Annotated in this window: 8 protein-coding genes; 4 read left to right on the plus strand and 4 right to left on the minus strand. The window is 42.6% G+C overall.

Annotation, left to right across the window (positions count from 1 at the left end; genetic code table 11):
- Nucleotides 1–5: 5 nt before the first annotated feature.
- The gene (locus ACFQZX_RS10775; RefSeq protein WP_377114913.1) at nt 6–2,162 is read right to left on the minus strand and encodes an FUSC family protein; all 2,157 of its coding nucleotides are present in this window, start codon (nt 2,160–2,162) and stop codon (nt 6–8) included.
- Between the two features lie 188 nt (nt 2,163–2,350).
- Here ACFQZX_RS10775 and ACFQZX_RS10780 point away from each other — a divergent pair, with 188 nt between their 5' ends.
- Nucleotides 2,351–4,924 (plus strand): phosphoenolpyruvate carboxylase, encoded by a 2,574-nt coding sequence (locus ACFQZX_RS10780; protein ID WP_377114916.1) that lies wholly within the window; start codon nt 2,351–2,353, stop codon nt 4,922–4,924.
- Between the two features lie 28 nt (nt 4,925–4,952).
- Here ACFQZX_RS10780 and ACFQZX_RS10785 read toward each other — a convergent pair whose 3' ends face one another.
- Together ACFQZX_RS10785 and ACFQZX_RS10790 are read right to left on the minus strand one after the other, a co-directional pair.
- Nucleotides 4,953–5,672, minus strand: a complete 720-nt coding sequence (locus ACFQZX_RS10785) for a ThuA domain-containing protein (protein ID WP_377114919.1) — start codon at nt 5,670–5,672, stop codon at nt 4,953–4,955.
- A gap of 41 nt (nt 5,673–5,713) precedes the next feature.
- Entirely contained in the window at nt 5,714–7,423 is a 1,710-nt protein-coding gene (locus ACFQZX_RS10790; protein ID WP_377114922.1) for a GMC oxidoreductase, read from the minus strand.
- Nucleotides 7,424–7,556: 133 nt separating this feature from the next.
- Between ACFQZX_RS10790 and ACFQZX_RS10795 the strand changes: the two genes are divergently transcribed.
- Nucleotides 7,557–8,402, plus strand: a complete 846-nt coding sequence (locus tag ACFQZX_RS10795) for an MOSC domain-containing protein (protein ID WP_377114925.1) — start codon at nt 7,557–7,559, stop codon at nt 8,400–8,402.
- Here ACFQZX_RS10795 and ACFQZX_RS10800 read toward each other — a convergent pair.
- Nucleotides 8,383–9,483 carry an SMP-30/gluconolactonase/LRE family protein gene (locus ACFQZX_RS10800; protein ID WP_377114928.1) on the minus strand — a complete coding sequence of 367 codons (1,101 nt, stop codon included), beginning with the start codon at nt 9,481–9,483 and terminating at the stop codon, nt 8,383–8,385. The two genes, ACFQZX_RS10795 and ACFQZX_RS10800, sit on opposite strands and share 20 nt — an antisense overlap.
- A gap of 186 nt (nt 9,484–9,669) precedes the next feature.
- On the opposite strand from ACFQZX_RS10800, the gene ACFQZX_RS10805 reads away from it, so the two are divergent.
- Together ACFQZX_RS10805 and ACFQZX_RS10810 are read left to right on the plus strand one after the other, a co-directional pair.
- Nucleotides 9,670–12,003, plus strand: coding sequence for a penicillin-binding protein 1A (locus ACFQZX_RS10805; RefSeq protein ID WP_377114931.1), 2,334 nt, complete (start codon nt 9,670–9,672; stop codon nt 12,001–12,003).
- A gap of 54 nt (nt 12,004–12,057) precedes the next feature.
- Nucleotides 12,058–15,276, plus strand: a complete 3,219-nt coding sequence (locus tag ACFQZX_RS10810) for a tolB protein precursor (protein WP_377114933.1) — start codon at nt 12,058–12,060, stop codon at nt 15,274–15,276.
- Nucleotides 15,277–15,278 lie beyond the last annotated feature (2 nt).

The raw sequence follows: 15,278 nt of genomic DNA on the forward strand, positions 1-15,278 counted from the left end.
AGTTTTTACACCAGGCCATCGGTCACTTTTGCCATATCAACAGCTATCTTATGGATAAAGCCTAATTGTTCTTTCATTAGCTTTTCGTCCTCGGTAAGTGGTATAGATTGAGCATCCTGCTTAACTGACGTTTCTGTTAACTGTTGATCTGCAACAGTAACAGGCAGAAGAGTGTTGAACTTCTGAAGCGTATCCTTTAATACTGCAATGCTCTTCTTTATAAGCTTTTGCATATCGGCATGCGGGTTTTGAAGCTTATTACGTATAAGTGCAGTAGCTATATTGGCTGTATAAGAAGCCATTATATGATTAAGCACTACAAATTTATGTATATCCTTAATATTACGTTGCTTGCTTTTGGGCTCGGAGGTCATCCTTTCAAACGCTGCTGATAAGTTGGCAGAGTTTACATACACATCTTTACGTGCAAGTTTGTACTCGGTAGTGGTCACATCCTTACCAGCTAAACTTTCTGATACTTTTTGCAGATAGTTAACATCAGCATTAATTACAGCCTTAAGGCTTTCCTGTACCAATTGAAACTCCCAGGTAGGGAATATCAGATAGCTTGCAATAAAAGCGATACCCGAGCCGATAAGCGTATCAATAATACGCTCTTGCGCCACGTTGATTAAACCAAGCCCTAAAAATTTGAACAGGATAAGCACATACGGTGTCATGAAAATAACGGCCACTACATAATTTAACCGCAAGAAGCTATAGGTGCCTATCATCAAAATAACCAGTATGATGAACTGTGCTGTTTTATCAGGCACAAAATAAAGTATGGCTATGCCTATAACCCCGCCGGCAATAGTACCTGTTAACCTTTGATAATTGCGTTGCTTTGATAAACTGAAACCGGGTTTAAGTATCACAATAATGGTAAGCAAAACCCAGTAACTATGGCCTCCTAACGAAAAGTTTTTAGCCGTAATAAAACCAACCAAGCATACCAGCGCCACCCGCAGCGCATGTTTAAATGCACCCGATCTAAGCGTAAGGTTATCTGTAAAAATATGCGGTGCAAAATCCTGATGGGTCACAAACTTTGAGTATTCAACATCACCTGCGTTTTGAAGCAACCCTTCTGATGCCTTTGAATGATAATATTTGTAAATGTTGGTAATGCTCTTACTCAGATCGCGCAGGTTGATCAATATTTTTTTCAACACCAGGTTGCTGGTTTCCTTATCATCATTACCCACGTTATCAATCTTATTTTTCAGGTTTTCCAGCGCCTGGTTCAGGTTGTTCAGTTTCTCGGGGCGCGAGTTAGCCAGTACAGCATAGCCAATATTATCCAGATCATCCGCTATCAGGTGCAAAAAACTGTTTACCTCTGTTAAAATGCCCGTTTTTTCAAACCTATCACGAATATAGGTATAGTCATAATGGGTCGCCATTATTTGCTCGAACATATCCACCAGATCGTTAAAGGTAAGCACAAGTATACGACTTGCCGCTGTCGACTCTTTTACCAATAACCGGCTTTTAAATAGTATCTCTCTTACAGCGTCCTGATGGTTACTTACCTGTATCTGGGCCAGCACCAGCTTACGGTAGTTTTCATCAATATCAGTTTTAGGGTCGTAAAAATCAGCTTTGATCCTTAAAAACCGGGCTACATCGGCTACGCTTTCGCCAAGCGTTTGCTGCGCGGCACGGTATGGGCGAATGCCAAAAAACACCATTGCAAACACCATATACCATACGCCACCTGCTAAAAGGGTTAGGCAAAACACAGGTACCTCGGCAGGCGGTACCTGCTTATCCATCATAAATATCATGATAAGCAAAGCCGCAGTGCCTACAGAGGCGGCCCGGTTGCCGTAAACTGTAAGCATTGAGAACAAGAAGGCAAATGCAGTAATTTCAATGCCAAGGGTAATCACATTAAGGCGGGCATAACCGGTTATCAAAGAAACTACAAGCAATAAAAGATTGCCAATAGCCATACCGTTACGTTTATGCGCCAATGGCCCGGGGCTATCAATGGTACAGATACACAGTGCACCTAATGACAAAGTTAAACCGATGTCAAACTCACCAAGTTCCATCATGATAAGTGACGGAGCTAAAATGCCGGCACACATGCGCAGTCCATCAGAAAAATACTGACTATAAAAAAAGCTTTTAATTTCCCGCTGATGGCGCTTCATCTACTAAATATTAGGCACGATATTTATGCTGCAAAATTAAACAAATAATACAGCTAAGGTTTTACAATAACAATAATTAAACTAAACCTGCTAAACATTATAAATTTTGCAGTTTTTAATGTATTTAAATTTTAGATAATTAAATTCACCCCGTTAATACCATTTATCATACTTATAAACCTGTAATTATGCCATCAACAGTAAGGCTCAGTCAAAAGGAATCTGTATTTAATCATGAGGTTGTTAAACGCTTTGAATTGTATAACAGCTTGTTTCAAACGCTGCCTTTTTACCAGGTTAAAGAGATTGGTATTTTACTTCCCTTTTTCAGTTCGCATTGCGAAAAAGGTGCTGCTAATCAACTATCTCCTACCGAGATCATTGAGTCGTTCTTCGAAAAATATGTACCAGGGATAGATCACCGTGAACAACTTAACAGGCTTTTCAGGTTTATTCAATACATAGAGCGGCAGGTAGTATTGTTTGATGCCATTGAAGACTCCTCATTTAGCAAAGTAGGCCGGTCTGATGATACCGGGACTCTACAAAGCATGATACAGCAAGCCTCATTAAATGAGCAGGCCAGGGCAACTATCAGTAAAAAACTGCAGGATTTTTCATTAAGATTGGTGCTTACTGCACATCCAACCCAGTTTTATCCGGGCACAGTGCTGGGCATCATGACGGATTTGATTGAGGCACTTAAAACTAACGACATATCAAGCATTGATGCGCTGCTGCAGCAATTAGGCAAAACACCATTCTTCAACAAAACGTCACCAACACCTGTTGATGAAGCAGTGAGCCTGGTATGGTTCCTGGAAAATATTTTTTACCATGCGCTTTCATCCATACAGGCTAAACTGGAGGATGAATTTGACATTGATGCCAATAAAAACGTGCTGGAACTTGGTTTTTGGCCGGGTGGCGATAGGGATGGCAACCCAAATGTAAATACCGAAACCACCCGATCCGTGGCTTCGCTGTTGAGGCAGACTATCTTCCGGTGTTATTACCGCGATTTCAGGAGCCTTAAAAGGCGTATTACCTTCCGCGGCTTTGCCGATAACATAGCAACCCTTGAGGCACTGCTTTATGATAACGCATTCAACGCGCAGGAAAACCCGAAAGATCTTCAGCCGGAAATATTGAGGATTTTGCGCGAAATGCATGAAACACTGGTTAGCAGCCATGATAGCCTTTTTGTAAATATTGTAGATAGCCTGATACAAAAAGTACAGTTATTTGGTTCGTATTTCGCTACGCTTGATATAAGGCAGGATAGCCGTGTATTGCGTGATGTGTTTAAGTACACCACCGAAAAGGTATACACTGGCGTACCTAAAAATTATGCAGAAATGAGTGAGGAGTCAAAAATTAAAAGCCTGCCGTTTAATCAGGCGGATTTTAAGTGCCCCGAAACTGCAGAGCCGCTGATACGCGATACGCTGGATACTATCAGGCTGATGAAACAGATACAGCACAGCAACGGCCAAAAAGGCTGCCAGCGCTTTATTATAAGCAACTGCCAGCAAGCTTCGGACATACTGCAACTAATTGCTTTATTTTTGTGGAGCGGATGGGAAAAAGACAAGCTCAGCGTTGATTTTATGCCTCTGTTTGAAACCGTTAACGACCTTAAGCATGCAAGCGAGGTAATGGAACGTTTATATACCCATCCTTTTTACAAATCGCACCTTAAAAAGCGGGATAACAAGCAAGCCATTATGCTTGGTTTTAGCGATAGTACCAAAGATGGCGGGTATCTGATGGCGAACTGGAGTATTTATAAAGCCAAAGTTGAATTAACAGCCATGGCGCGAAAATATGGTGTACAACTGGCATTTTTTGACGGCCGTGGCGGCCCGCCAGCCCGTGGTGGTGGCAAAACACATCGTTTTTATGCTTCCATGGGTAAAGAAATTGCAAATGATCATATTCAGCTTACTATACAGGGGCAAACTGTTAGCTCGCAGTATGGATCAATAGAAACAGCAAGGTTCAATACCGAGCAATTGATAAATGCCGGTGTCACATCCGCGTTGCACCCCAGTCATCATGATTTGCTCGATGATAATCATAAGCAACTGATAGCTATCATGGCCGAAACCAGCCATAAAATGTTTTTAGACCTGCGCGAACATCCTTTGTTTGTAGAGTATCTCGAAAAATACAGCCCGCTAAAGCTTTTATCGCAGATAAATATTAGCAGCAGGCCTACAAAGCGTAATGCAGGCGCTAAACTCAAGCTTGAGGATTTGCGTGCCATTAGCTTTGTAACATCATGGAGCCAGTTAAAACAAAATATACCTGGTTTTTACGGTGTAGGTACCGCCCTTAAAAAGATGAAGGATGAAGGTCATTGGGAAGATGTTAAGGATTTATATTATCAATCCGGCTTTTTCAAAACCATGCTGGATAACTGCATGATGTCCATGTCTAAATCCAATTTCAACGTTACGGCCTACATGGTGAAGGACAAAAAGTTCAGTAAATTCTGGAAAGGCTTAAAAAGTGAATACGAGCTGACCAGGGATATGTTACTTGAGTTGACCGGGACCAAGGTATTGATGGAAGAATTTCCGGTTGACAGGCGCTCTATTGCTATCCGCGAGCGGATAGTTCTTCCTTTGGTAATTGTACAGCATTATGCGCTGCAACGCCTTAACGAAACTGAAGATGAAGAGCTGACAGGCATATATAATAAACTGGTTATACGTACGGTATATGGCATTGTAAACGCAGGCCGTAACCTGGCTTAACATTCTGATGCAAAGAGAGAAGTGCTGGTCACTTCTCTCCTATTGCATATTTAATCCCGCCTGCTAAATGCTGTAAAAACAATGGTTCGCTGTATGAGGCATCGGTATGGCCCAATGCCGTATAAAACGCACGTCCTCCGTCATAATCATGGTACCAGCTCATGGGGTGATCTTCGCCATTTTCGCCGCCGGTATAACTTTTTTCATCAATTTTTATCAGCACGTGCAAATCGCTGGCTATCCATTTGTAATTGTACCATTCGTCCAACCTTCGCCAGGTAGCCGGTAAATGTTTAGTTGCAACAAAACTCTTGTCTACAACCTGCAGGTTAGCCTCCTGCTGCTTGCTGGGATGGCTTTTAAAATAAGCGCCAACAAGGTTACCATACCAGGGCCAGTCGTATTCGGTATCGGTTGCAGCATGTACTCCAACAAAACCGCCGCCATGTTTAATATACTGCTCAAATGCGGCTTGCTGATCATTGTTCAATACATCACCGGTAGTACTTAAAAAAATCACCGCTTTATATTTTTTTAAATTATCAGCGGTAAAAAGTTCAGCATTGGTAGTGGTATCAACATCAAAGTTGTTTTCCTGGCCCAATTTGATTATTGCTGGTACACCAACCGCTATTGACTCGTGATGAAAACCAGCCGTTTTACAAAACACCAACACTTTTGGCTTAGCAAAACCGGAGGCATTGCAAATGGCTATCAAGGCAACTAAAAGGCTGTATTTAAATTTCATACTATTATTTGTAATCATCTTCTGTAATTGTAATAGCTCAATCAGATATTACCTTTCTTTAACTCATCCACAGCAAAGTTTGCAGCACGAGCGGTAAATGCCATATAAGTTAAAGACGGATTTTGACAGGCTGACGATGTCATGCAGGCGCCATCCGTAACAAATACATTCGGTGCATCCCAAACCTGGTTATGTTTATTTAACACAGATGTTTTCGGGTCGAGGCCCATTCTTGCGGTACCCATTTCATGGATTCCATCGCCAATATTGTGTCCATTATCATGTGTTTCTACATTTTTTACGCCCGCTGCTTCCAGCATCGCTTTGGCTTCTTTTACAATGTCGAGCCGCATTTTGCGCTCGTTATCCTTGATCTCGGCATCCATAGATAAAACCGGCAGTCCCCATTTATCTTTAACCTGTTTATCAAGCGTTATCTTATTTTCATGATAAGGCAGCAATTCGCCAAAACCGCCAATCCCCATTGTCCATGGGCCTGGTTCGGCCAAAGCGTCTTTATATTTAGTCCCAATGCCATATTCGGCTATTTCGCGGCTCCAGCCTTGCCTGCCAGCGGCTCCCTGATAGCCAAACCCACGCAGGTAATCGCGTTTATCGTTCCCAATATTGGCAAAGCGTACAACATAAACACCATTAGCCCTGCGGCCAAAATAGTATTTATCTTCATAACCTTCCACCATGCCACTGGCACCAAGATTATAATGGTGATCCATAATATTATGGCCCAGTTCGCCGCTACTGCTTCCTAAGCCATCGGGCCATATATCAGTAGCAGAATTCATTAGCACCCAGGCGCTGTTCAAAGCTGACGCGTTAAGGAACACTACTTTTGCATAGTACTCATAGGTTTTGTTAGTTTCGGCATCAAGCACCTCTACACCTTTTGCACGCCTGGTATCCTTGTCGTACAGTACTTTGGTTACTATAGATTGTGGCCTTACCGTAAGATTGCCGGTTTTTACAGCGGCCGGTAATGTTGAAGCCTGAGTACTAAAATATCCGCCAAACGGACATCCTTCCCAGCAGCGGTTACGGTACTGGCAGTTTGTGCGGTTGTTGTAAGGTACAGTGATGTTTGCCGAGCGACCGATGATCATGTGCCTGCCAAACTTTTTTTTGATGCTGGCAGCCACATCTTTCTCTACCACATTCAGGTCCATCGGCGGTAAAAAATGGCCATCGGGTAAGTTAGGGATACCTTCTATTGAACCGCTTATCCCAATGAATTTCTCCACATGGTCATACCAGGGCGCGATATCCTTATAACGGATAGGCCAGTCTATCGCCCAACCATCTTTTGCATTAGCTTCAAAGTCCAGGTCGCTCCAGCGGTAACTTTGCCTGCCCCATAAAATGGAGCGGCCGCCTAAGCGGTAAGAGCGCCACCAGTTAAAGGGCTTAACCTCTGTGTAAGGCGCCTGCTGCTCATCAACCCAGGCATCCATAATAGGTTCGTAAGCGCCCCAGTTGCGTGATATAACCGGCCGCTCCTTGCGCTGAGCTTGCGTAACATTGCCCCGGTGCTCAAATTGCCAGGGTGCATTATTCGCGGTTTTGTAATCCTTGATATGCTCGTAGTTGGGCCCACGCTCAAGCATAATGGTTTTAAGGCCCAACTCGGTCAGTTCTTTGGCGGCCCAGCCACCGCTGATACCGGAGCCTACTACAATAGCATCATAAGTATTTCCTGCAGTAGCTTTACCGTTGATGTTTGGTGCTGAGTTTTCCATATTTAGGGTTATGGTAATAAGTAGCTGGATGATGTTAATTGGTTAAACAATACTATTAATTAATTATCAATAAACCAATTGAATATAAACATAAAACGCCGATATCTTACGATGGCAAAGCTTATATTTGCATATGCTCAGGGTATCACAACTAATCATCTATCCAATCAAATCCTTAGGGGGCATTCATTTAAATAATGCAAAAGTTACCAGCCGCGGCCTTGAGCACGACAGGCGCTGGATGCTGATAGATGAAAACCATCGCTTTTTATCGCAACGCGAACACGCGCAATTAGCCCTTTATACGGTGCAACTGATCAATGAAGGACTGAAAGTGACTTTCCGGCCCGATGGCTCGTCCATTGTTGTACCGTTCAGGCCCATAAAGAATGATTTTATAGAGGTATCCATTTGGGATGACACCTGCCACGGTCAATTGGTCAGTAATGAAATTGACGCGTGGTTTACCGCCGGTACGGGCATCAATTGCCGGCTGGTTTACATGCCCGACAATATCGAACGACCTACTGACCCAAGATATACCGAAAAAGGGACTATAACATCATTCTCCGACGCTTACCCAGCTTTATTGATTGGTGAGGAATCGTTAAACGATTTGAACAAAAGACTAACTGATCCGGTGCTCATGAACCGTTTCAGGCCGAATATCGTATTCAGCGGCGGAGAACCTTATGCCGAGGACCTGATGAAGCATATCAGTATTAACGGCATGGATATGTACGGTGTAAAGCTATGCGCCCGCTGTGTGTTAACAACCATTGATCAGGAAACTGCCGAAAAAGGTAAAGATCCGTTAAAAACCCTTGCAACCTATCGGCGAAAGGGCAACAAAATCAACTTTGGTCAAAACCTGGTTTTAACGGGTAATGGTATGTTGAATGTAGGTGATGAGATAACCGTGATATCTACTCATACCGAAGAAAGATTTTTAATGGCTACTAATCCTTTGGTAACCTAACTTTATAAACCCGGTACGGATATACAACCTTATCTACCCCGTTATTATACTGCGGCAAACGGTTCATTTGCGAGGCGCTCAGATACAGGTAACCATCGCTGCCTATACCAAACGAATCGGGCCAGCTTAAGCGCTCGTCTTTTACCAATGTATATACTTTACCTCCGGGTTTAACATATTGTATGGCATGTTCTGCCGAGTTACTCAGATAGATGTATCCTTTGCTATCGGCTATCATGCCATGACAGATACCTGTTTCAGCAACTGTTTCAACTTTGGCGCTAAGGTTAGCATCTGTCAAGGTAACGTTTACCAAATGTTCGGTAGCGATACGGTACAGCTTAGTCTGGTTAATAGCCCTGAAATAAAACCAACGGTTATCTTTTGTGAGGGCTATTCCGTTTACGTTTGATACAAAGGGTTTGCCAGTATTATCTTCTACATCTTTGCCATCAAGGTGAAGTTTAAAACCAGGTGTAGCAACGGTTGATTTATCGTCCTTAAGTACCACACGGCTTTTACCACTGTTCAGATCAAGCACTACAATAGCATGCAAGCCTGGATCTGACAGATAGGCCAACTGCCTGCTGTTATCAATGCACATATCATTGAGCGCGCTTTTATTTTTTGGCAAATCATCAAAGGTGTATATACGTTGTACTTTATTATTATCAAGGCTTATCTGTATCAGTTTAAATTTACCTTCTTTTTTCTTACCCTCGCCTATTACTGCGGCCCCTCCTGCCGGGGCCGAATCGAGCACCCAAAGGTTATTCATACCATCGGCATAAAGGTCCTGCACGTTTACAAAGTGGCTTTTGGTAAGCGTAGTATCGTACTTATTCCATTCTTCATCAGGAAATGGTATACGTTTGCCATTAACGATCTCGGTTAAGGCGTATAAAAATGGATCCTTATGCGGAAAGGACACAAACAAGCGGTTTGATGCAGGGGCAACAGTAACACCAATTGGCTGGTTATGATCAAACGATGCTACTTCAATAAGTTTCGCATCTTTTTGAGCGTTTGCTATGAACGGCGCAAACAAGCTAATCATCAAAATAAAAACGGGTGTTTTCATGTTATTTAATACCTGTAAATTAATATTTGGTTTTACCCACTATCCGGAATGTTATAATTCTTGCTAACATTTCTTCAAATATTTCCGGGTATCTATACTAACTTAAAATTTACTTGTTAAAATTGCGTTGTTAACTTTTGAATACGTCTGCTATGATTTGGGCGTATAATTTTACATCTTTACCCAATGTTCAGACGTATAAAAAACCGTTACCTTAGATACTTCATCGTTTTTATATACTGTATTATCATCTTTTTCTGTGCCGTTGAATTAAACTTTTTATGGTTGTTCGGCTATTCGCCGGATATGAAGGACATTAAAAAACCTACCATGTCCCTTGCATCAGAAGTTTATACGGCAGATGGCAAATTAATAGGACGCTTTTATAAGGAAAACCGATCGCCGGTAGATTATAAAGACATTTCCCCTAACATCATTCATGCACTTGTAGCCACAGAAGACGCGCGCTTTTATAAACATAACGGGGTTGATTTTATTGGCTTTATAGGCAGTATGTTATCTACCGCAACTGGCGACAGGCGCGGCGGCAGTACCATTACTCAGCAATTGGCTAAGAACCTTTTTAGTACACGTAAACGTAAATCGCAAGGGCTGTTAAGCCATGTACCGCTGGTACGTACAGTGGTATTTAAATGTAAGGAGTGGCTTACCGCCTTTAAAATTGAACGCCAGTACAGCAAAGAGGAAATTTTAACACTTTACTTAAATACCGTGCCTTTCGGCAACAATACTTTTGGTATAAAAACCGCTACTTTAAGATATTTTAATAAACTTCCGGGTGCTGTTAACGCTGCCGAATCTGCCACGCTTATCGGTATGCTTAAAGCTACTTCAACCTACAATCCTAAAAGCAACCCAGCCCGCTCGCTGGAACGCCGTAACATTGTATTAGGCCAGATGGAAAAATACGGCTATCTGAACAATAACCAGTTTAAAGCGGAAAGCGCTAAACCCCTGGGGCTGGATTTAAGCTACATTGACAATACCGGCGCCAATGATTCATACATACGCCACGCGGTTGAAAAATGGCTGGACAAATGGTGTAAGGATAACAATTATGATTTGTATGAGGATGGGTTGAAAATTTATACCACCATCGACTCCAAACTTCAACAATACGCGGAAGATGCAGTAGCGCAAAAAATGAAAATGCTGCAAAGGCGTTTCAATAATCTTTGGGGCAATAAAACTCCATGGCGCGACAGCAAGGGTGTGGAGATTAAAGATTTTGTGCTGAAAGCCGAACAACGGTTGCCTATTTATAAACTACTAAGCAAAAAGTATAATGGCGACACTACCGAAATAAATAAGTATTTCCAAAAAAAGAAACGCATGACGGTTTTTACCTGGAACGGCGATCAGGATACTACCTTTTCCAGTGTCGACTCCATAAAATATTACGCCAAAATACTTAATACCGGCATGATGACCATGGAGCCCTCCACCGGTAAGATCAAGGTTTGGGTGGGCGGTATCAATCACCGGTATTTCAGTTATGACCACGTTAACCAGGCAAAGCGCCAGGCAGGCTCTACTTTTAAACCTTTTGCCTATGTAACCGCACTCGACAATGGCTTTACTCCTTGCGACAAGTTCACCGATAAGCCAGTAACCATAAAGTTCAAAGATGAAGGAAAAGATGATATCTGGGAACCCAAAAATGCCGATTTTCATTTCTCCTACCGCGAAATGTCATTAAGGTGGGCGATGGGTAAATCGGTAAACTCTATCACCGCGCAACTTACCGAACATGTGGGCTGGGATAAAATTGTACAATACGCGCATAAGATAGGCATCGAAAGCCCGCTCAAATCCGTACCATCTGTATCGTTAGGGTCTAATGATGTTTCTGTTTATGAAATGGTGAGAGCATACAGTACTTTTTTAAATAAGGGTGAAAAGGTTGACCCTTTACTGGTAACTAAAATTACCGATAACGATGGTAATGTGATAAAGGAATTTGAGTTAAAATCTGAACGGGTTTTAAGTGAGGAAACCGCGTGGCTGATGCTGTATATGTTCCGGGGCGGCATGGAGGAGCCGGGGGGAACATCACAGGCACTTTGGGAGTATCCTGGCCTGTGGAAGAAAAACAATCAGATAGGCGGCAAAACAGGTACTTCGTCCGACTATGTGGATGGCTGGTACATGGGTATTACTAAAGATTTGGTAACCGGTGTATGGGTAGGCGCAGATGACCGCAGCGTCCACTTCACCTCTTCAGAAACTGGCGAAGGATCGCATACGGCGCTGCCTATATTTGGGGCATTTATGGAAAAAGTATATGCAGATCCTAACTCTGGTTATACTTACGGACCCTTTCCAAAGCCATGGGTGAAAATTACTAAAGAGTATATGTGTCCATCGCCAATTATCCATGAGGATACTGCCTCTACCGATACCACTGAAATGCCAATGGATACAGTTGCGGCACCTATAACTGCCCCTCAGCCCGAAGAAGGAACAGGCGAAGGGAGTGCACCACCAACTACACCGTAATTAATTGGTTTAGAACTTTGTATTATTAAATTAGTCTGCGTATATCCGTTTTATATGAAAAAACGTTTCCTTTTTAATTTAAGCACTAAACACGTTATTGCATTATTGTGCTTTGTACTTAGTATTAGCATACAAAATGCAAACGCCCAATATTTTGGGCAAAATAAGGTAAGATATAAGAACCTAAAATTTAAGGTTTATAAAACACCACATTTTGAGATCTACTATTACCTGAAAAATGATAGCATGATCAAGCGCTTTGCCCAGGAAAGCGAGCTTTGGTACACACTGCATCAGCAGATATTCCGCGATACTTTTAACAGACCCAACCCAATTATATTATATGCCAATCACCCCGACTTTCAGCAGACTACGGCCATACAAGGCGATATCAGCGTAGGTACAGGTGGTGTTACAGAAGGCTTGAAGAACCGTGTAGTAATGCCGGTGATGGAAACCAACCAAACTACGCGCCACGTATTGGGGCACGAGCTGGTCCATGCGTTTCAGTATCACACCTTATTGGGTCGGGATTCGTCAAACTTTGAAAATATTGGCAACCTCCCGCTTTGGATGATTGAAGGTATGGCAGAGTATCTTTCAATAGGTAAAAAGGATGCTTACACGGCCATGTGGATGCGCGACGCTTATTTAAATAAGGACATCCCTACTGTACGCGACCTTACCGAAAGCAATAAATACTTTCCTTACCGTTACGGCGAAGCTTTTTGGTCATTCCTGGGTTCTACCTATGGAGATACTATCATAGTTCCATTTTTTAAAAATGTGGCCAGGTATGGTTTACAATACGGTATACGCCGCACATTTGGTTATGATGATAAAACATTATCCAGCTTATGGCAAAACTCCATCATAAACACTTATAAGCCTTTACTGAAAGATACGGTTCAAAAACCGGTAGGGCTACGCATTATTGACGATAAAGCAGGCGGCGACCTGACTGTTGCTCCAGCTGTGAGTCCCGACGGTAAATACCTTGCTTTTCTTTCATCAAAAAGTCTTTTCAGCATAGATCTGTACCTGGCCGATGCCAGGACAGGGCGTGTAATAAAGCGCCTTACAAGTAAAATATCAAACACGCATATTGATGAATTTAACTTTATAGAATCGGCCGGCACATGGTCGCCGGATGGGAAAAAATTCGCGTTCAGCGTTTTTAGCAAAGGCCGCAACCGCATGCTTATCGTAAGTGTTCCGGATGGCAGGATCCTGAACGACTTGTCGATGGAAAAAGCAGAGCAGTTCAGTAATTTATCATGGTCGCCTGATGGAAGGTATATAGCGTTCCAGGGATTGTCCGAAGGACAGAGCGATTTATACATGTATGATTTCGGTGCTAAAAAAGTTATACAGCTTACCAATGATAAGTACTCAGATTATCAGCCCAGCTTCTCAAGGGATAGCAAACGAATAATTTTTAGCAGCGACAGGGCCACTTATGACAAAGTTTTGTCGCAAGACATTACCTTTAATCTGGCCGAGCTGGATATAGCCACTGGTCATATAACTGATATTAAAGTATTCAATGGCGCAAATAACCTTAATGCCCAGTACTCTGGTGATGGGTCGCAGGTTTATTTCCTGTCAAACCGGGATGGTTTCAGAAATTTATACCGCTATACATTGGCATCGGGCAAAACAGAGCAAATGACCGATCTTTTTACCGGTATATGCGGCATTACTGAGTTTTCACCTGCGCTTAGCATTTCTGGAAACGATGATGTGGTGTACTCCTACTATAAATCTCAAAAATATTCGGTGTATAATGCTAAAGCTTCAGATTTTAAGCCTGTAACAGTAGATGCCGGGAATACAGATTACACCGCAGCATTATTGCCTCCGCCAAAGGCTGTAGGGGTTGATTTGATAAACAGTAACCTAAACAACTTTTTGGCATACCGCCGTATACCTGCCGATTCTATCCATTCTATTCCCTATCGCCCCAAATTTAAGCTCGACGCTTTGGCCAGTAGCGGTATTGGTGTTGGTGTAAACAGCTTATATGGCGCAGGCCTGTCAAGCGGGGTACAGGGTATATTTAGTGATATTTTGGGCAGAAACCAGATTTATGCGGGAGCAGCAGTGAATGGTGAGATATATGATTTTGGAGCTTCTGTTTTGTATGTGAACCAGGAGGGTCGCTGGAACTTTGGCTTAGGCGGATCACATATACCTTACCAATCGGGATATTATAGCTCTGCCTTTACCACACGTAATATAGGTGGCACCGATGTGCCTGTTTATGAAGAACGTACTGATATTATCCGCACGTTTGAAGATGCCGTTCAGGGTTTCGCATCTTATCCTTTCTCACGTACACTAAGGGCTGAAATTGGAGCATCTGCTTCCCATTATTCCTACAGGGTAGACAGGTATAGCAGCTATTATGACTACCAGACCGTAACGGATGCTCAGGGCAATGAATTCACCAACATTGGTTACCAGGTTGATTTTCAAAAACACAAAATATCAAGGGAACAATTTTTATCCGAGATGGGCATTGATCTACGCTCGTTCCAGATATATGGCTTAAGTACTGCCCTGATTGGCGATGATTCTTATTTCGGTATTGCTGCCCCCCTTAACGGGCACCGTTTCCGGTTAGAGGCGGAGTATAATGTGGGTACTTACCAGTTTTTCTCCCCTACTGTTGATCTGCGTAAATATGTACGTGTAGCACCGGTAACTTTTGCTGCAAGACTTTATGGCTATGGTCGCTTTGGCGATAATACCGAAAATTTATATCCTTTATATATCGGGTATCCGTTTTTGATACGCGGTTATGAATCACAAAGCTTTTATAACGCTAAAAATTCTACAAATAACAATTTTACTATAGATCAGCTTTCAGGGAACCGGATTGCGGTGGCCAACTTCGAGGTGCGACTGCCATTTACCGGCCCGGAAAAGCTTGCAGCAATAAAATCTAAATTTCTGTTTACAGATCTTAACCTTTTCTTTGATGCCGGTTTGGCCTGGAATAAAGGAGATAAAATAACTTTAGGAAAGACTAATCCGGAGTTTGTGAGAAATGATGTGGTGAAAGACCGCGATGGTAACCCTGTGCTGGACGATCAGGGCAATCAACAGCAAATAAGTGTATACAGCAGGGTCCCTGCGTTAAGTGCAGGTATATCGCTAAGGGTTAATTTCTTCGGTGCCATTATTCTTGAGCCCTATTATGCCATTCCGTTTAACCGTACAGACGTAAAAACAGGCGTATTTGGTTTAAACTTCACACCAGGATGGTAGCG

It is taken from the genome of Mucilaginibacter litoreus (assembly GCF_042676805.1).
GTDB classification, from domain to species: Bacteria; Bacteroidota; Bacteroidia; order Sphingobacteriales; family Sphingobacteriaceae; genus Mucilaginibacter; species Mucilaginibacter litoreus.

Excerpts from the sequence above, each read along its gene's own strand:
- ACFQZX_RS10800 (WP_377114928.1), bottom strand. The coding sequence starts at position 9,483 with ATGAAAACACCCGTTTTTATTTTGATGATTAGCTTGTTTGCGCCGTTC.
- ACFQZX_RS10790 (WP_377114922.1), bottom strand. The coding sequence starts at position 7,423 with ATGGAAAACTCAGCACCAAACATCAACGGTAAAGCTACTGCAGGAAAT.
- ACFQZX_RS10795 (WP_377114925.1), top strand. The coding sequence starts at position 7,557 with ATGCTCAGGGTATCACAACTAATCATCTATCCAATCAAATCCTTAGGG.
- ACFQZX_RS10785 (WP_377114919.1), bottom strand. The coding sequence starts at position 5,672 with ATGAAATTTAAATACAGCCTTTTAGTTGCCTTGATAGCCATTTGCAAT.
- ACFQZX_RS10805 (WP_377114931.1), top strand. The coding sequence starts at position 9,670 with ATGTTCAGACGTATAAAAAACCGTTACCTTAGATACTTCATCGTTTTT.
- ACFQZX_RS10775 (WP_377114913.1), bottom strand. The coding sequence starts at position 2,162 with ATGAAGCGCCATCAGCGGGAAATTAAAAGCTTTTTTTATAGTCAGTAT.
- ACFQZX_RS10810 (WP_377114933.1), top strand. The coding sequence starts at position 12,058 with ATGAAAAAACGTTTCCTTTTTAATTTAAGCACTAAACACGTTATTGCA.
- ACFQZX_RS10780 (WP_377114916.1), top strand. The coding sequence starts at position 2,351 with ATGCCATCAACAGTAAGGCTCAGTCAAAAGGAATCTGTATTTAATCAT.